Below are 17,333 nucleotides of genomic sequence, written 5' to 3' on the forward strand. Positions count from 1 at the left end.
GGATGAATCTGGGGAGCAGGGACGTTTCGCCCCGCCGGGCTGCGGCTAACGTCCGACGGGTGAACCGCGACGCCGCCGCGCCCGCCGGGCCGGCCCAACTGCGCCCGGGCGCCCCGGGCCCCGACCGGCCGCCAGTGCCACGCCCCACCGTCGAGGAGCTGCGGCTCACCGCCTTCAAGTCCTACCGGCGGGCCGTCCTGCCGCTCGCGCCGCTCACCGTGCTGCACGGGCCGGCCGGGGTCGGCAAGTCCAACGCCCTCGACGCGCTCGCCGTGCTGTCCCGGCTCGCCCTCGGCGAGGAGATCCCCGAATCCCTGGACGGGCTGCCCGACCGCACCGGACCGCTCGCCACGCCCGTACGCGGCGGCCTCGGCGGATGCGTGCCGCACGGACGGGACGCCGTCATCCTCGGCTGCACCGTCCGCTCACCGCGCGGCCGGATCCGGCTCGACCTGGTGATCCGCACCGACGGCGCGGTCCGGATCGCCCGGGAGTCGCTCACCCTCGACGGCCGGACCCTGGTGGACACCGGCGAACAGGACGTCCGCAGCGGGCGCGTCAACGTCTGCTGGCACAACGACACCCGGCAAGGGGACATCCGGGCGCCGTTCCCCAGCAGCACCATGATCACCGCCCAGCTGCCGCTCCGGGTGGCCGGCTCCTCCACCGGCGAACGGCTCGTCCTCGCCGCCGCCGAGGACCTGCTCACCGCACTGCGCGAGGTCTTCCCGCTGCACCCCGTCCCCGCCCTGATGCGCGGCTGGGCCAAGGCCGACCCGCAGGCCCGGCTGCGCAGCAACGCCGCCAACATCTCGGCCCTGATCAACCGGCTCGCCCACGAGTGCCCGCGCCGGTACGGGCAACTGCTGCGAGCCGTCCAGGAGGCCGCGCCCCACCCGCTGCTCGGCCTCACCCTCGCCGAGCGCGAGAGCCGGACCGGGCGCCGGGTACTGGCCGTCTTCGACGAAGGCGTGCTCGGGCGCACCGGCGCCGACCAGGCCTCCGACGGGATGCTGCGCCACCTCGCCTTCGCGGCGGTGCTGCTGACCGGGGCGGGGGTGCTCGACCTCGACGTGGCCGCCGAGGTGCCATGGGCGCACCGGCAGCTCACCGTGCTGGCCGAGGACCTCGGGGCCGGGCTCGCGACCGAGCAGACCGCCTCGCTGCTGCGGCTCGCGCGGGACATGGCGGGGCGCAACCAGCTGCGGGTGGTGGCCGCGCTCCAGGAGCCGGCGGCGGCGCGGGCGGCGTTCGGGGCGGGCGAGGAGCGGACGGGGGCGGTGGCGCTGGTGGAGTGCCGACGGGACCCGGCGACGGGGTCGACGGTGCTGCGGCCGGAGGCGGCCAGGGTGCCGGTGCAGTACGGGCGCGGGGAGGGGGATCGGGAGGAGGGCTCGGCGGGCGCGGGGGAAGGCTCCGCTGTGACCGGGGGAGCGGATGCGGTAGACCTGGGGGCGTGAACGAACGAGTGACGAGGTCGGGGGAGTCGGCGGCGGACCTGGCGGCCGGGGCGGCAGGGGCGGCCGGGGCCGATGTGGTGCCCGGGGTCGACGTGGTGTCCGGAGGCCCGGCGGAGCAGCCCGGGGAGCCGACGCTGGAGGGGCTGCGGCAGCGGCTGGTGGAGTTCGCGGCGGCCCGGCGGTGGGAGCCGTACCACACGCCGAAGAACCTGGCGGCGGCGCTGAGCGTGGAGGCCGGGGAACTGCTGGAGATCTTCCAGTGGCTCACGCCGGAGCAGGCCGCCGCGGTGATGACGGACCCGGAACGGGCCCACCGGGTACGCGACGAGGTCGCGGACGTGCTGGCGTACCTGGTGCAGTTCTGCACGGCGGTCGGGGTGGACCCGCTGGAGGCGCTCGCGGCCAAGATCGAGCGCAACGAGCGCCGCTTCCCGGTGCCGGGCGAAGGGGCTGACGTCAATCCGAACAAGGGCTGATCACCCTTGTGAGGGACGGAAGTTATCCACAGCTCCCGGGTTTTCCACAGCTTTCGAAAGGGCGGATGCGTCCCACCCCGCCCTCCCCGCACGCTCTCCCCGTGACCACCCCGCCGCCCCGGCGGCGGTGCTGGTCGACGGCGACGACGAGCGGAAGGAGCGGGGGCCATGGAGGCACTGCGGCTGATCAAGACGGCCCGGCACGCCCTGGCCGAGGCCAGGCACGTACCCGACGTGCTGGCCGAGGCGCGGCAGGCGGCGCTGCTCACCGAGGCGGTGGGCGCTCGGCTGGCGGAGTCGGACGGGGACGAGCTGACGGGCCTCGGCCAGCAGCTCTCCGAGGCGGGCGCCCACGCGGCGGTCTGCCTGGAGCGGTCCGTCGCCACGAACGCCCTGGTGGGCGGTGGTAGGGCCGGGCGGCTTACCGAACTCGGCGAAACGGCGGCGACGTTGGGGGCGCTGGAGGAACTCCTGCGGGAGGTCGGGGAGACGCTCGTGGTGCTGGCCTGCGGGGCGGACACCGAGAGCCTGTACTGGACGTGCATCGACGGGGTCGATGCGGTGTCGGAGTGCAAGGACGTGGCCGCGCGGTTGCGCGCGGCGACCGGGCGGGGCGAAGCGGTGGAGCGGTCGGTGCTCGGTGGCGCGGAACCGGAGCCGGAGCCGGACGGTCAAGGGGCGCCGTTACTGGTGGTCCGGCTCGGCCCGCCGGGTGCGGGCGGGCCGACGGAGGAGGAGCGGGCGCCGGACTACCGGGTGCCGGACACGGAGTCGGAGGTGTCGTTGACGGCGGGATAGGCGGAAGCCGGGGCGATGTCCCGGGTGTCGGACTGGAGCGCGGCGAGGTCCGCGGTCACCGAGGCGAGCAGTTCCTGCATCTGCTCGAGCAGGGTCTTGGGGGTCGCGGGTCCGGCCGAGTCACCGGTGGCCGAGCCGGTGGGGCTGCTCGGGAACGGCGGCGTGGCAGAGGGTTCGGACATGACGGGGACCTCTTCGGATCGGTGGTGCGGTGTGCCGCACCGACCAACGAACCGTTCCCGCAGCCGGTCACCGCGCACCACCCGATGCGGTCCAACTCCGGTACGCCGTAAGCCTCTCGGGTGATCCGGGGTTGCCGCTGCAACACGGCCTCGGCTAGGGGCGCGAATTGAGGAGGGTGGAGGACGCCGGAGGCGGTGGGCGGTGGGCGGTGGGCGGTGGGCGGTGGGCGGGTGGAGGTGGGTGGGAGGGAGGGGGAGGGGGGAGGGGGCGGGCCCCAGAGAACCGGTGAGGAACAGGAGCAGGGCGCCCGGCGCGGCGCCGACGCCGCGCCGGGCGCCCGAAGAGCAGCAGAGGGCCGCCGCGAGCGCCCGGAGAAGAGAGCGGAAGGGGGAGAACCCACCCCTTGCCACTCTCAACATATAGCGCAAGGGGGGTCTTGCGGCAAGGCCCCCTGGAGGGCGCACAATCGCAGGCCTCAGATCGGAGCTGATGCCATGAACCCCCCGACCACCAGCGCTTTCGACCTCCCCGAGCGGTTGTCCGCCAAGGCCGACCCGGCGCTCGTCGCGGCCGACGAGCGGCACTTCGCGGCGATCGCGGAGAGCCTGGAACGGGTGATCGCCGAACTCTCCGACCAGCTCGACGTCGTGCGGCGCGCTCCGGGGGGTGCCGGGCAGGCGGCGATGGACCGCGACATCGAGGTGTACCGGCTGAGCGGCCGGCTGCGCGCCCTGCGCCGCTACGGTCTGGACCTGTGCCTGGGGCGCATCGTCGCCGAGGAGGGTGCCGAGCCGCTGTACATCGGCCGGCTCGGGCTGACCGACAGCGAGGGCCGGCGGCTGCTGGTCGACTGGCGCTCGCCCGCCGCCGAGCCGTTCTTCGCGGCGACCCACGCGGACCCGATGGGCCTGGCGAGCCGCCGTCGCTACCGCTGGACCCGCGGCCGGATCTCCGACTACTGGGACGAGGTGTTCACCGCGGAGGGCCTCGCCGGGCACGCCGCGCTGGACGACCAGTCCGCCTTCATCGCCAGCCTGGGCGGCAACCGCTCGGCCCGGATGCGGGATGTGCTGGCCACCATCCAGGCCGACCAGGACGCGATCATCCGGGCCGGCTCGCGCGGCGCCCTGGTGGTCGACGGCGGCCCGGGCACCGGCAAGACCGTGGTGGCCCTGCACCGCTCCGCCTACCTGCTGTACGCCGACCCCCGCCTCGGCCACCGCCGCGGCGGAGTGCTGTTCGTCGGCCCGCACCAGCCCTACCTGAACTACGTCGCCGACGTCCTGCCCAGCCTCGGCGAGGAGGGTGTGCGCACCTGCACCCTGCGGGACCTGGTGCCCGAGGGCGCGGATGCGCCGGAGGAGGCGGACCGGGAGGTGGCGCGGCTCAAGTCCTCGGTGGAGCTGGTGCGGGCGATCGACAAGGCCGTCCGGATCTACGAGGAGCCGCCGGTCGAGGAGCTGCTGGTCGGCACTCCCTGGGCGGACCTGCGGTTGAGCGCCGCGGACTGGGCCGAGGCCTTCGACGCCCCGGATCCGGGCACCCCGCACAACGAGGCGCGCGAGCAGATCTGGGACGAACTGGTGGCGATCCTGCTGGACAGGCTGGAGCAGGACGACGAGGAGGAGGTCTCGCCCGAGCAGTTCCGCCGCGCGCTGCGGCAGGACCGGGAGCTGGTCGGCACGCTCAACCGGGCGTGGCCGCTGCTGGAGGCGGCGGAGCTGGTCGGCGACCTCTGGTCGGTGCCCGCCTACCTGCGGATGTGCGCGCCGCACCTCACCCCGGAGGAGGTCCGTGCGCTCCAGCGCAAGCACGCCCCGCAGGCATGGACGGTCTCCGACCTGCCGCTCCTGGACGCGGCCCGCCAGCGGCTCGGGGACCGCGAGGAGACCTTGCGCCGGCAGCGTCGGCGTGCCTCGGCCGCCGCCGAGCGCGAGCGGATGGCGGACGTGATCGGCGACTTGATCCAGGCCGACGACGACGGTGAGGGCGTGGTGACGATGCTGCGCGGCCGGGACCTCCAGGACACCCTGGTCGACGAGGACGCGCTGCCCGCCGCCGCCGCGGAGCCGCTCGCGGGCCCGTTCGCCCACATCGTGGTGGACGAGGCCCAGGAGCTGACCGACGCCCAGTGGCAGATGCTGCTGCAGCGCTGCCCGTCCCGGAGCTTCACCATCGTCGGGGACCGGGCCCAGGCCAGGCACGGCTTCGCCGAGTCGTGGCAGGAGAGGCTCGACCGGGTCGGCTTCGACCGCACCACGATGGCCTCGCTGAGCATCAACTACCGCACGCCGGCCGAGGTGATGGCGGAGGCCGAGCCGGTCGTCCGGGCGGCGCTGCCGGACGCCAACGTGCCGACCTCGGTGCGCAGCAGCGGCCTTCCGGTGCGGCACGGTGCGGTGGCGGAGCTGCCGGCCGTGGTGGATTCCTGGCTCGCCGAGCACGACGAGGGCGTCGCCTGCGTCATCGGCGATCCGGGGTTCCGGGAGCGGGCGCGGGTCCGTTCGCTCACCCCGGAGTTGGCCAAGGGGCTGGAGTTCGACCTGGTGGTCCTGGTCGACCCGGAGGCGTTCGGTGACGGTGTCGAGGGTGCGGTCGACCGTTACGTCGCGATGACCAGGGCGACCCGTGAGCTCGTCGTCCTCCGGAGCCGCCCCTAGCCTCCGGGGCCGCCCCTAGCCTGCGGGGTCGCCCGTAGCCTCCGGGGCCGTACCGGCCGAAGGGGCCCGGCGCACCCGCGCCGGGCCCCTCGACGGCCTTGCCCCACAGGTCAGTTGTGGGCGTGCAGGTCCGCGTTCAGGCCGCCCCAGGAGCCGGAGCGGGCGATGACCTCGACCGCGCCGGTCTGCGAGTTGCGGCGGAACAGCAGGTTGTCCTGGCCGGACAGCTCGACGGCCTTGGCCACCGTGCCGTCCGGGGTGGTGACCCGGGTGCCGGCGGTGACGTACAGGCCGGCCTCGACGACGCAGTCGCTGCCAAGCGAGATGCCGATGCCCGCGTTGGCGCCGAGCAGGCAGCGCTCGCCGACGGAGACGACCTGCTTGCCGCCGCCGGACAGGGTGCCCATGATCGAGGCGCCGCCGCCGATGTCGCTGTGGTCGCCGACGACGACGCCCGCGCTGATCCGGCCCTCGACCATCGAGGTGCCGAGGGTGCCGGCGTTGAAGTTGACGAAGCCCTCGTGCATCACGGTGGTGCCGGCGGCGAGGTGGGCGCCGAGCCGGACGCGGTCGGCGTGGGCGATGCGCACACCGCCGGGGGCGACGTAGTCGGTCATCCGCGGGAACTTGTCGATCCCGTAGACGGCCAGCTGGCCGCCCTGGGCGCGGACGGCGAGGCGGGCCTGCTCGACCCGGTCGACCGGGACGGGGCCGATGCTGGTCCAGGCGACGTTGGCGAGCAGGCCGAAGATGCCGTCCAGGTTCTGGCCGTGCGGCCGGACCAGCCGGTGGCTGAGCAGGTGCAGGCGCAGGTACACGTCGTGGGTGTCGAGCGGCTTCTCGTCGAGCGAGGCGATGGTGGTGCGCACGGCGACCACCTCGACGCCGCGGCGGGCGTCGGCGCGCAGCGCTTCGGCGGCGCCGGCGCCGAGCTCGGCCTCGGCCTGCTCGGAGGTCAGGCGCACGGTGCCGGCCGGGCCGGGCTCGGCGGCCAGGGCGGGGGCGGGGTACCAGGTGTCGAGGACGGTGCCGTCGGCGGCGATGGTGGCCAGACCGGTGGCCACGGCGCCGGTCGCCGGGGTGGTGGATTCGGGCGAGGTGGATTCAGCAGTCACACCGTGCACGTTAACCAATGGGGGGCCCGGCTGCCGAACACGCCCATCGTCCGGACAGGCGGGCGGACCCGCAGGCCAGCGCTGCGCGGGGTGGGAAAACCCGGTGCCCGGACGTCTCCCGCTGGGCAATACTCGGCCGGGTGTTCATGTCGATTTCCACTACCGGCAGCGCCGAGAGCCCGGCGACGGATCTCGGGTTCCTGCTGCACAAGCATCCCGGCAAGGTCCAGCGGTTCACGACGTCGCACGGTGCGGCCCACGTCTTCTACCCCCGGGCGGACGACGAGGCCTGCACGGCGGCGCTGCTGCTGGACATCGACCCGATCGCGCTGGTCCGCAAGGGCCGGGGCGACGGCAGGGGGCGCGGCGGCTTGCCCGACTTCGCGCTCTCCCAGTACGTCAACGACCGCCCGTACGCGGCGTCCTCGCTGCTCGCGGTGGCGTTGCGGACGGTGTTCCGGTCGGCGATGAAGGGCGACTGCCTGGCCCGTCCGGAGCTGCCGGCGCTGGTCCGCCCGCTGCGGATCGAGCTGCCCGCGGTGCCCGCGAACGGTGCGGGCGAGGGTGGCGGTCCGGCGATGGTGGCCCGGCTGTTCGAGCCGCTGGGCTGGCGGGTGGAGGCGACGGCGGTCCCGCTGGACGAGGCCTTCCCGGAGTGGGGCGAGTCCCGCTACGTGCGGGTCGTGCTCGCCTCGGAGTCGGTGCGGCTGGCCGAGGCGCTCCAGCAGCTGTACGTGCTGCTGCCGGTGCTGGACGGTGCGAAGCACTACTGGGTCGCCCCGGACGAGGTGGACAAGCTGCTCGCCGCCGGTGAGGGCTGGCTGGCGGCGCACCCGGAGCGGGCGTTGATCGCCCGCCGCTACCTGTCCCGGCGCTGGTCGCTGACCCGGGCCGCGATGGAGCGGCTGGAGCTGGCCCGGCTGGCCGAGGCGGACGACCGCGAGGTCGAGGAGATCGACAACGCGGTCGACGACCGGCCCGAGGAGGAGGGGCGGGAGGCCGCCGGGCCCGCCCCGGACGGGCAGGAGGACCGGCACGAGCCCCGGCCGCCGTCCCTCGCCGAGCGGCGCCGCGCCGCGATCCTGGCCGCCCTGCGCGACGGCGGCGCCGCCCGGGTCGCCGATCTCGGCTGCGGCCAGGGCGAGTTGATCGGTGAGCTGATGAAGGACGCCCGGTTCACCGAGATCCTCGGGGTGGACGTGTCGGCGCGGGCGTTGCAGGCGGCGAAGCGCCGGCTGCACCTGGAGCGGTTGCCCGAGCGGCTGGCGGCGCGGGTGACGCTGGCGCAGGGTGCGCTGACGTACACCGATGCCCGGTTGAAGGGGTACGACGCGGCGGTGCTGTGCGAGGTGATCGAGCACCTGGACATGCCGCGGCTGCCGGCCCTGGAGTACGCGGTGTTCGGGGCGGCCCGCCCGAGGACGGTGGTCGTCACCACGCCCAACGTCGAGTACAACGTCCGGTGGGAGAGCCTGCCGGCTGGCCGGGCCCGGCACGCCGACCACCGCTTCGAGTGGTCGCGCGCCGAGTTCGGGGCCTGGGCGGGGAAGGTCGCGGCGGCGTACGGCTACACGGTGGAGCTGCGCCCGGTCGGCCCGGAGGACCCGGAGGTCGGCCCGCCGACCCAGCTCGCCCTCTTCCGCACCGCCACCGACGCCACCGATGCCGCCACGACCACCACCACGCCCGGAGGAGGCGAGACCCGATGACCGAGGACGCGACCCCCACCCCCGACGAGGCCCCCACCCCCGACGAGGCCCCCACCCCTGACCAGCCCCCCGCCCCCCGCCGCCTGCCCGTCACCGACGTCTCCCTCGTCGTCCTGATCGGCACCAGCGGCGCGGGCAAGTCCAGCTTCGCCCGCCGCCACTTCCTGCCCACCCAGGTGGTCTCCTCCGACTTCTGCCGCGGCCTGGTGTCCGACGACGAGAACGACCAGTCGGCGTCCGCCGAGGCCTTCGACCTCCTGCACTACATCGTCGGCAAGCGCCTGGCGGCCGGGCGCCTCACCGTGGTGGACGCGACCAACGTGCAGCCGGAGGCCCGCCGTCAGCTGGTGGCGATCGCCCGGGCGCACGACGTGCTGCCGATCGCGATCGTGCTGGACGTCCCGCCGGGGGTGTGTGCCGAGCGCAACCGCGCCCGCCCGGACCGGCAGTTGCCCGCCCACGTCGTCCCGCGCCAGCACCGCGAGCTGCGCAGGTCCCTCAAGGGCCTGGAGCGCGAGGGTTTCCGCAAGGTGCACGTGCTGCGCGGCGAGGCCGAGGTGGCGGCCGCCGTGATCGAGCCGGAGAAGCGCTACAACGACCTGCGCCACCTCACCGGCCCGTTCGACGTCGTCGGCGACATCCACGGCTGCCGTTCCGAGCTGGAGACCCTGCTGACCCGCCTCGGCTACACGCTGGCCCGGGACGCCGGGGGCCGCCCGGTGGACGCCGTCCACCCGCGGGGCCGCACGGCCGTGTTCGTCGGCGACCTGGTCGACCGCGGCCCGGACACCCCGGGTGTGCTGCGCCTGGTGATGGGCATGGTGGCGGCCGGTCACGCGATCTGCGTGCCGGGCAACCACGAGAACAAGCTGGGCCGGGCGATGGACGGCAAGAAGGTCACCGTCTCGCACGGCCTCCAGGAGTCGCTGGACCAACTGGCCGGGGAGAGCGAGGAGTTCCGGGCCGAGGTGCGGGCCTTCATGCGCGGCCTGGTCAGCCACTACCTGCTGGACGGCGGCGCCCTGGTGGTCTGCCACGCCGGCCTGCCGGAGCGCTACCACGGCCGCGCCTCCGGCCGGGTGCGCTCGCACGCGCTGTACGGGGAGACCACCGGCGAGACCGACGAGTACGGCCTGCCGGTGCGCTACCCGTGGGCGGAGGAGTACCGGGGCCGGGCGCTGGTGGTCTACGGCCACACCCCGGTGCCGAGCGCGAGCTTCCTCAACAACACCATCTGCCTGGACACCGGCTGCGTCTTCGGCGGCAGCCTGACCGCGCTGCGCTACCCGGAGCGCGAGCTGGTGAGCGTCGACGCGGAGCGGGAGTGGTACGCCCCGGTGCGTCCGCTGCGGACCGACGCGCCGGGCGCCCGGGAGGGCCGTCCGCTGGACCTCGCCGACGTGGCGGGGCGCCGGGTGGTGGAGACCGCCCTGCACGGCCGGGTGGCGGTGCGGGAGGAGAACGCGGCGGCCGCGCTGGAGGTGATGAGCCGCTTCGCGCTGGACCCGCGGCTACTCGCCTACCTGCCGCCGACCATGGCGCCGAGCCCGACCTCCCGCCGGGAGGGCTACCTGGAGCACCCGGAGGAGGCCTTCGCCGCCTACCGCGCGGACGGGGTCCGGCACCTGGTGTGCGAGGAGAAGCACATGGGCTCGCGCGCGGTGCTGCTGGTCGCCCGGGACACCGCCGCGCTGGAGCGGCGCTTCGGGGTGGCCGGTCCGGGGGCGATCTGGACCAGGACCGGGCGGGCCTTCCTCGACGACGAGGAGCTGACCGGCGCGGTGCTCGGCAGGGTCCGGGCGGCGGCCGAACGGTCGGGCCTGTTCGAGGAGTTGGGCAGTGACTGGCTGCTGCTGGACGCCGAGCTGATGCCGTGGTCGTTGAAGGCGGTGGAGCTGCTGCGCCGCCAGTACGCCGCGGTCGGCGCGGCGGCCGGCGCCGCCCTGCCGGAGGTGCTGTCGGCGCTGGAGCAGGCGGCCGCGCGCGGGCTGGAGCTCGGCGGGCTGACCGCCCGCCAGCGCCGCCGCGTCGCCGACGCCCGGGCGTTCACCGAGGCGTACCGGCGCTACTGCTGGCCGACCGAGGGTCTGTCGGGCATCCGGCTGGCGCCGTTCCAGCTGCTGGCCGCGGAGGGGGCGAACCTGGCGGTGCGCCCGCACGACGAGCACCTGGCCCTGATCGACCGCCTGGTCGCGGCCGACGCCGAGGCGGCTGACCAGGCTGCCGGCGAGGCCGCCGACGGGGCCGCCGGCGACCGGGTGGCGCCGGTGCTGCACCGCACCGGCCGGGTCCTGGTGGACACCGGGGACGAGGCCTCGGTGGCGGCCGCCACCGCCTGGTGGGAGGAGCTGACGGCGGCGGGCGGCGAGGGCATGGTGGTCAAGCCGCTGGCCTCGGTGGTGCGGACGGTGCGGGGCGAGGGCCGTCCGGGCGGCCTGGTGCAGCCGGGTGTGAAGGTCCGCGGGCGGGAGTACCTGCGGATCGTCTACGGCCCGGACTACACCGAGCACCTGGAGCGGCTGCGGATGCGCTCGCTGGGCCACAAGCGGTCGCTGGCGCTGCGTGAGTACGCGCTGGGCCTGGAGGCGCTGGACCGGCTGGCGGCGGGGGAGCCGCTGTGGCGGGTGCACGAGGCGGTGTTCGCGGTGCTGGCCCTGGAGTCCGAGCCGGTCGACCCGCGCCTGTAGGACCGCACCTGCAGGACCGCGCCGGTGGAACCGCCGGTAGGACCGCGCCGGTAGGGCCGCGGGACCGGGCACGGGAGGGGAAGTCCCACCGGGGGCTTCCCCTCCTTCACCGCCAGTCTGTATAGAAATTCCGAGCATCGTATACACTTGCCACTTTCCCCCAAGCCCCGTCACCCCAGGAGCCCGGCATGGCCTTCAACCTCCGGAACAGGCACTTCCTCAAGGAGCTCGATTTCACGCCCCAGGAGTTCCGCTTCCTGGTGGACCTCGCGGCCGCGCTCAAGGCCGCCAAGTATGCGGGCACCGAGCAGCCCCGGCTGCGGGGGAAGAACATCGCGCTGATCTTCGAGAAAACCTCCACCCGCACCCGCTGCGCCTTCGAGGTGGCCGCGCACGACCAGGGTGCCACCACCACCTACCTGGACCCGTCCGGTTCGCAGATGGGCCACAAGGAGTCCGTCAAGGACACCGCCCGGGTGCTCGGCCGGATGTTCGACGGGATCGAGTACCGGGGTCACGGCCAGGAGATCGTCGAGGAGCTGGCCGAGCACGCCGGCGTCCCGGTCTGGAACGGTCTGACCGACGAGTGGCACCCCACCCAGATGCTGGCCGACGTGCTGACCGTCACGGAGCACACCGCGAAGCCGCTCACCGAGGTCGCCCTCGCCTACCTCGGCGACGCCCGCTCCAACATGGGCAACTCGCTGCTGGTCACCGGCGCCCTGCTGGGCATGGACGTCCGGATCGTCGCCCCGCGCGCCCTGTGGCCCGCCGAGGACGTGCAGAAGGCGGCGCAGGAGCTGGCCGGGCGCACCGGTGCCCGGATCACGCTGACCGAGGACGTGGCGGAGGGCGTGGCCGGCGCCGACTTCCTCTACACCGACGTCTGGGTCTCGATGGGCGAGCCCAAGGAGGTGTGGGCCGAGCGGATCGCGCTGCTCAGGCCGTACCAGGTGTCCATGGACACCGTCCGGGCCACCGGCAACCCGAACGTGAAGTTCCTGCACTGCCTGCCCGCCTTCCACGACCTCGGCACCGTGGTCGGGCGGCAGATGTACGAGGCGACCGGGATGACCGAGCTGGAGTGCACCGACGAGCTGTTCGAGTCGGCGCACTCCATCGTGTTCGACCAGGCCGAGAACCGCCTGCACACCATCAAGGCCGTCCTGGTCGCCACCCTGGGGTCGTGAGGGGCGGGCGCTACCGCTCCAGCTTGACGCAGCCCACCCGGTCGCCCGCCGCGTGCGGGCCGGCCGGGGTGCCCGCGTGCAGCACCAGCGAGCGCGCCTCGCCGGGCCGCGGCTGCCAGTCGACGGCGGTCGTGGCGGTGCCCGCGCCCCCGGCGTCGGTGCGCAGCACCAGCCGCAGCTCGTTGCGCTCGTTGGCGTACGCCGGGTCGGTGGACGGCTGCACCGGGTCGACCGCGTCCTGGTAGTGCGGCCCGGAGGCGGCCGGGTCGGCCCCGCAGGTGCCGGTGTGCAGGTGCACCGGGAACGTGTGGTCGGGGGCGAGGCCGGTGGCCGTCAGGGTGAGCACCGTGCGCCCGGGCTCCGAGCGGTCGGTGACGATCCGGGCGTGCGAGCCGTACGGGACCAGGTCCTGGGCGTAGCTGATCGCGGCCGGCGGGACGAAGGCGGTCGCCGGGTCGAAGGCCGCCTCCACGACGGAGGCCGGTGGGGCGGCGGGGGCGAGCAGGGCCAGCGGCAGCAGGGCGGAGGCGAGCGGAGCGGGCATCGGTCGGGGCCTTCCACGGGCAGGGCGACGGTCACCCTGCTAACGCGGCCGGGCCGCCGGGGACACCCGCGGGGTTCGGCCGCGCGGGGGCCCGGTCGGTCGTGGGGCCGCTGACCGGCCGCTGACCTGCGTCGAAACGCACCGGGGCATGCCTGCGGTGGTGATCGCGGCGGCATGCACTATGGTTTATCTCGACATCGAGATAACTGCCCCTTACGATATATCTCGACATCAAGATACTTGCCGAGAGGCGCTCGCCGGCGATGCGGCAAGGTAAGCCTAAGTAAGGCTGACCTTACCAGCGTGGCGGCCGGATATCGCACGAAGCACCCAGAAGGAGTCAGTCGTGTCCGCGAACAGCTTCGACGCCCGCAGCTCGCTGCAGGTGGGCGACGAGTCGTACGAGATCTTCAAGCTCTCCGCCGTCGAGGGTTCCGAGCGGCTGCCCTACAGCCTCAAGGTGCTGCTGGAGAACCTGCTCCGCACGGAGGACGGCGCGAACATCACCGCCGACCACATCCGCGCGCTCGGCGCCTGGGACGAGAACGCCCAGCCGAGCCAGGAGATCCAGTTCACGCCCGCGCGCGTGATCATGCAGGACTTCACCGGCGTCCCCTGCGTGGTCGACCTGGCCACCATGCGCGAGGCCGTCAAGGAGCTGGGCGGCGACCCGGCCAAGATCAACCCGCTGGCCCCGGCCGAGCTGGTCATCGACCACTCGGTCATCGCCGACAAGTTCGGCACCAAGGACGCGTTCACCCAGAACGTCGAGATCGAGTACGGCCGCAACAAGGAGCGCTACCAGTTCCTGCGCTGGGGCCAGACCGCCTTCGACGAGTTCAAGGTCGTCCCGCCGGGCACCGGCATCGTCCACCAGGTGAACATCGAGCACCTGGCCCGCACCGTCATGGTCCGCGGCGGCCAGGCCTACCCGGACACCTGCGTCGGCACCGACTCGCACACCACCATGGTCAACGGCCTGGGCGTGCTGGGCTGGGGCGTCGGCGGCATCGAGGCCGAGGCCGCGATGCTCGGCCAGCCGGTCTCCATGCTGATCCCGCGCGTCGTCGGCTTCAAGCTGACCGGCGAGCTGCCGGCCGGCACCACCGCCACCGACCTGGTGCTCACCATCACCGAGATGCTGCGCAAGCACGGTGTGGTCGGCAAGTTCGTCGAGTTCTACGGCGACGGCATCGGCTCCATCCCGCTGGCCAACCGCGCCACCATCGGCAACATGTCGCCGGAGTTCGGCTCGACCTGCGCGATCTTCCCGATCGACGCCGAGACCATCAACTACCTCAAGCTCACCGGCCGCGACGAGCAGCAGCTCGCCCTGGTCGAGGCGTACGCCAAGGAGCAGGGTCTCTGGCACAACCCGGCGCACGAGCCGGCCTACTCGGAGTACCTGGAGCTGGACGTCTCCACCGTCGTCCCGTCGATCTCCGGCCCGAAGCGCCCGCAGGACCGCGTGATCCTGGCCGAGGCCGCCGAGCGGTTCGCCGAGGCGCTGCCGACCTACTCCGCCGAGGCCTCGAAGCCGACCGCCGTCACCGCCCCCGACGGCTCGACCTACGAGATCGACAACGGCGCGGTCGTGATCGCCTCGATCACCTCCTGCACCAACACCTCCAACCCCTCCGTCATGCTGGGCGCCGCCCTGCTGGCGAAGAAGGCCGTGGAGAAGGGCCTGTCGGTCAAGCCCTGGGTCAAGACCACCCTGGCGCCCGGCTCCAAGGTCGTCATGGACTACTACGAGAAGGCCGGCCTGCTCCCGTACATGGAGAAGCTGGGCTTCAACCTGGTCGGCTACGGCTGCGTCACCTGCATCGGCAACTCGGGCCCGCTGCCCGAGGAGGTCTCGGCCGCCGTCAACGAGTCCGACCTCGCGGTCGTCTCGGTGCTCTCGGGCAACCGCAACTTCGAGGGCCGGATCAACCCCGACGTCAAGATGAACTACCTGGCCTCCCCGCCGCTGGTGGTCGCCTACGCCCTCGCCGGCAACATGAACATCGACATCACCAAGGACGCCCTGGGCCAGGACGCCGACGGCAACGACGTCTTCCTCGCCGACATCTGGCCGACCGAGCAGGAGGTCGCCGACACCGTCGCCGGCTCCATCGACGAGGCGATGTTCGACAAGGGCTACCAGGACGTCTTCGCCGGTGACCACCGCTGGCAGTCGCTCCCGGTCCCGACCGGCAACACCTTCGAGTGGGACGCCGAGTCCACCTACGTCCGCAAGCCCCCGTACTTCGAGGGCATGGCCAAGACCCCGAGCCCGGTGACCGACATCGCCGGCGCCCGCGTCCTGGCCAAGCTGGGCGACTCGGTCACCACCGACCACATCTCCCCGGCCGGCAACATCAAGCCGGGCACCCCGGCGGCGCAGTACCTGACCGCCAACGGCGTCGAGAAGCGTGACTTCAACTCCTACGGCTCGCGCCGTGGCAACCACGAGGTCATGATCCGCGGCACCTTCGCCAACATCCGTCTGCGCAACCAGATCGCGCCGGGCACCGAGGGCGGCTACACCCGCGACTTCACCCAGGCCGACGCCCCGGTGTCGTTCATCTACGACGCCTCGCAGAACTACCAGGCCGCCGGCACCCCGCTGGTCGTCCTGGCGGGCAAGGAGTACGGCTCCGGCTCGTCCCGCGACTGGGCCGCCAAGGGCACCGCGCTGCTCGGCGTCAAGGCCGTCATCGCCGAGTCCTACGAGCGCATCCACCGCTCGAACCTGATCGGCATGGGCGTCCTGCCGCTGCAGTTCCCGGAGGGCGAGAACGCCGAGTCCCTCGGCCTGACCGGCGAGGAGACCTTCTCCTTCACCGGCGTGACCGAGCTCAACGAGGGCCGCACCCCGAAGACCGTCAAGGTCAAGGCGGTCGGCGCGGACGGGACCGGCAAGGAGTTCGACGCGGTCGTCCGCATCGACACCCCCGGCGAGGCGGACTACTACCGCAACGGCGGCATCCTGCAGTACGTGCTGCGCTCGCTCATCGGCTGAGCCCGGGTGAGTGACTGAGGGGGCCGGACCGCACACCGCGGTCCGGCCCCTTTTGCATACCGCGCCGGAAGCGGACGTCCTCTTGTGCGTTCCCCGGTCCATGGACTAAACCTCTGTGCCATCTGGTCCAGACCATTTGACGCCGCCTCAGAGAACGGGTCCGGTATGCCCACTCGCGCCTCAGCGCTGCTCGCCGCCACCACCGTCGCCGCCCTGCTCGTCGCCCCCACCGCCGCGAACGCCGCGGAGAGCGGCCACCACGGGCCCGCCCTGAAGGGCCAGCGGGTCGGCTACTTCACCCAGTGGGGCGCCGACAGCTCCGCCAAGCGCGTCCAGGACTCCGGCCAGGCCGCCAGGCTGACCGTGATCAACTACGCCTTCGGCAACGTCTCCGCGGACGGCACCTGCTTCGAGAGCAACGACTCCGGCCAGGGCGACGCCCACAACGACTACCAACGCGCCTTCTCCGCCGCCGAGTCGGTGGACGGCGTCGCCGACGCCCCCGGCCAACGGCTCAAGGGCCACCTCAACCAGCTGCGCAAGCTCAAGGCGAAGAACCCGCAGCTGCGCACCGTCATCTCGCTGGGCGGCTGGAGCTGGTCCAAGTACTTCTCGGACGCGGCCGCCTCCGACGCCACCCGCAAGAAGTTCGTCTCCTCCTGCATCGACCTCTACCTCAAGGGCGACCTGCCGGTCCTGCCCGGCTCCCCGGAGGGCGGCGCGGGCGCGGCCGCCGGCGTCTTCGACGGCATCGACATCGACTGGGAGTACCCGGGCGGCGGCGGGGACGCCGGCAACGTGGTCCGTCCCGAGGACGGCCGCAACTACACCCTGCTGATGGCCGAGTTCCGCCGCCAGCTCGACGCGCTGAGCGGCCGGAAGGGCAAGCACTACCTGCTCACCGCCGCGGTCGCCGCCAACGAGACGGTCGCGGACCGGCTCGAACTGCCCGAGCTGAGCCGGTCGGTGGACTGGCTCAACCTGATGGCCTACGACCTGCACGGCCCCTGGGAGGGCAAGGGCCCGACCGACCACCAGGCCAACCTCTACTCGGACCCCGCCGACCCGGACGCCCGGCAGCGCAGCGCGGACGCCGCCGCCACCCACTACCAGGAGCGCGGCCTGCCCTCCCGGCAGCTCGTCCTCGGCGCCCCGCTGTACGGCCACGGCTGGACGGGCGTCGCCCCCGGCAAGCGCGGCGGCCTCCACCAGAGCGCCACCGCGGCCGCCCCGGACCACTCCTACGCCGAGCTCAACGCGCTGCCCGGCAAGGTGTACGTGGACCGCGACCACGGCGCGTCCTGGAAGTACGACGGCTCCACCTTCTACAGCTACGACACCGCCGAGGTGCTCACCGAGAAGGCCCGCTACGCGCGCTGGAACGACCTGGCCGGGGTGATGGTCTGGTCCCTGGACGGCGACGACGCCAAGGGCAGCGCGATCGCCGCCCTCGACCGCGGCCTGCGCCGGGACTGACCCCCGGGGGCCGACCTCCGGGACCGCC

At 73.4% G+C, this 17,333-nt stretch carries 12 protein-coding genes; 9 read left to right on the top strand and 3 right to left on the bottom strand.

All coding sequences use genetic code 11. The features are described from left to right. Positions 1 to 59 precede the first annotated feature (59 nt). The 3 genes from ACFY2K_RS39345 (at position 60) to ACFY2K_RS39355 (ending at position 2,734) form a co-directional block, all read left to right on the top strand. The gene (locus tag ACFY2K_RS39345; RefSeq protein ID WP_387717448.1) at positions 60 to 1,460 is read left to right on the top strand and encodes an AAA family ATPase; all 1,401 of its coding nucleotides are present in this window, start codon (positions 60 to 62) and stop codon (positions 1,458 to 1,460) included. 134 nt (positions 1,461 to 1,594) lie between these two features. Continuing rightward, positions 1,595 to 1,936: a nucleotide pyrophosphohydrolase gene (locus tag ACFY2K_RS39350; protein ID WP_387717465.1), complete on the top strand. Its 342-nt coding sequence runs from the start codon at positions 1,595 to 1,597 to the stop codon at positions 1,934 to 1,936. 168 nt (positions 1,937 to 2,104) lie between these two features. Next, positions 2,105 to 2,734 carry a DUF6099 family protein gene (locus ACFY2K_RS39355; RefSeq protein WP_380531732.1) on the top strand — a complete coding sequence of 210 codons (630 nt, stop codon included), beginning with the start codon at positions 2,105 to 2,107 and terminating at the stop codon, positions 2,732 to 2,734. On the opposite strand, the gene ACFY2K_RS39360 is transcribed toward ACFY2K_RS39355, so the two are convergent. Continuing rightward, on the bottom strand, positions 2,686 to 2,916 hold the full coding sequence (locus ACFY2K_RS39360) for a hypothetical protein (RefSeq protein WP_375893058.1): 231 nt from the start codon (positions 2,914 to 2,916) through the stop codon (positions 2,686 to 2,688). The genes ACFY2K_RS39355 and ACFY2K_RS39360 overlap by 49 nt on opposite strands. 495 nt (positions 2,917 to 3,411) lie before the next feature. Between ACFY2K_RS39360 and helR the strand changes: the two genes are divergently transcribed. Beyond that, positions 3,412 to 5,577: an RNA polymerase recycling motor ATPase HelR gene (gene helR, locus ACFY2K_RS39365; protein ID WP_387717451.1), complete on the top strand. Its 2,166-nt coding sequence runs from the start codon at positions 3,412 to 3,414 to the stop codon at positions 5,575 to 5,577. Between the two features lie 110 nt (positions 5,578 to 5,687). Here helR and dapD read toward each other — a convergent pair whose 3' ends face one another. Next, a complete protein-coding gene (gene dapD, locus ACFY2K_RS39370; protein WP_375893061.1) occupies positions 5,688 to 6,692 on the bottom strand; it encodes a 2,3,4,5-tetrahydropyridine-2,6-dicarboxylate N-succinyltransferase in 1,005 nt (334 codons plus the stop codon). Between the two features lie 140 nt (positions 6,693 to 6,832). On the opposite strand from dapD, the gene ACFY2K_RS39375 reads away from it, so the two are divergent. The 3 genes from ACFY2K_RS39375 (at position 6,833) to argF (ending at position 12,278) form a co-directional block, all read left to right on the top strand. Beyond that, positions 6,833 to 8,401 carry a 3' terminal RNA ribose 2'-O-methyltransferase Hen1 gene (locus ACFY2K_RS39375; protein ID WP_387717453.1) on the top strand — a complete coding sequence of 523 codons (1,569 nt, stop codon included), beginning with the start codon at positions 6,833 to 6,835 and terminating at the stop codon, positions 8,399 to 8,401. Continuing rightward, entirely contained in the window at positions 8,398 to 11,088 is a 2,691-nt protein-coding gene (locus tag ACFY2K_RS39380) for a polynucleotide kinase-phosphatase (RefSeq protein WP_387717455.1), read from the top strand. The genes ACFY2K_RS39375 and ACFY2K_RS39380 overlap by 4 nt, the downstream gene beginning before the upstream one ends. Before the next feature lie 188 nt (positions 11,089 to 11,276). Beyond that, entirely contained in the window at positions 11,277 to 12,278 is a 1,002-nt protein-coding gene (gene argF, locus ACFY2K_RS39385) for an ornithine carbamoyltransferase (protein WP_375893066.1), read from the top strand. 10 nt (positions 12,279 to 12,288) lie between these two features. On the opposite strand, the gene ACFY2K_RS39390 is transcribed toward argF, so the two are convergent. After that, positions 12,289 to 12,822: a superoxide dismutase family protein gene (locus tag ACFY2K_RS39390; RefSeq protein WP_380642126.1), complete on the bottom strand. Its 534-nt coding sequence runs from the start codon at positions 12,820 to 12,822 to the stop codon at positions 12,289 to 12,291. Positions 12,823 to 13,168: 346 nt separating this feature from the next. Here ACFY2K_RS39390 and acnA point away from each other — a divergent pair, with 346 nt between their 5' ends. Continuing rightward, positions 13,169 to 15,829, top strand: a complete 2,661-nt coding sequence (acnA, locus tag ACFY2K_RS39395) for an aconitate hydratase AcnA (RefSeq protein WP_380642123.1) — start codon at positions 13,169 to 13,171, stop codon at positions 15,827 to 15,829. Positions 15,830 to 15,994: 165 nt separating this feature from the next. After that, a complete protein-coding gene (locus ACFY2K_RS39400) occupies positions 15,995 to 17,305 on the top strand; it encodes a glycoside hydrolase family 18 protein (protein WP_387717458.1) in 1,311 nt (436 codons plus the stop codon). Positions 17,306 to 17,333: the final 28 nt, after the last annotated feature.

The sequence above is a fragment of the Kitasatospora sp. NPDC001309 genome, from assembly GCF_042896295.1.
Taxonomy (GTDB): Bacteria; Actinomycetota; Actinomycetes; order Streptomycetales; family Streptomycetaceae; genus Kitasatospora.

Excerpts from the sequence above, each read along its gene's own strand:
- ACFY2K_RS39380 (WP_387717455.1), top strand. The coding sequence starts at position 8,398 with ATGACCGAGGACGCGACCCCCACCCCCGACGAGGCCCCCACCCCCGAC.
- ACFY2K_RS39400 (WP_387717458.1), top strand. The coding sequence starts at position 15,995 with ATGCCCACTCGCGCCTCAGCGCTGCTCGCCGCCACCACCGTCGCCGCC.
- argF (WP_375893066.1), top strand. The coding sequence starts at position 11,277 with ATGGCCTTCAACCTCCGGAACAGGCACTTCCTCAAGGAGCTCGATTTC.
- helR (WP_387717451.1), top strand. The coding sequence starts at position 3,412 with ATGAACCCCCCGACCACCAGCGCTTTCGACCTCCCCGAGCGGTTGTCC.
- ACFY2K_RS39355 (WP_380531732.1), top strand. The coding sequence starts at position 2,105 with ATGGAGGCACTGCGGCTGATCAAGACGGCCCGGCACGCCCTGGCCGAG.
- ACFY2K_RS39360 (WP_375893058.1), bottom strand. The coding sequence starts at position 2,916 with ATGTCCGAACCCTCTGCCACGCCGCCGTTCCCGAGCAGCCCCACCGGC.
- ACFY2K_RS39390 (WP_380642126.1), bottom strand. The coding sequence starts at position 12,822 with ATGCCCGCTCCGCTCGCCTCCGCCCTGCTGCCGCTGGCCCTGCTCGCC.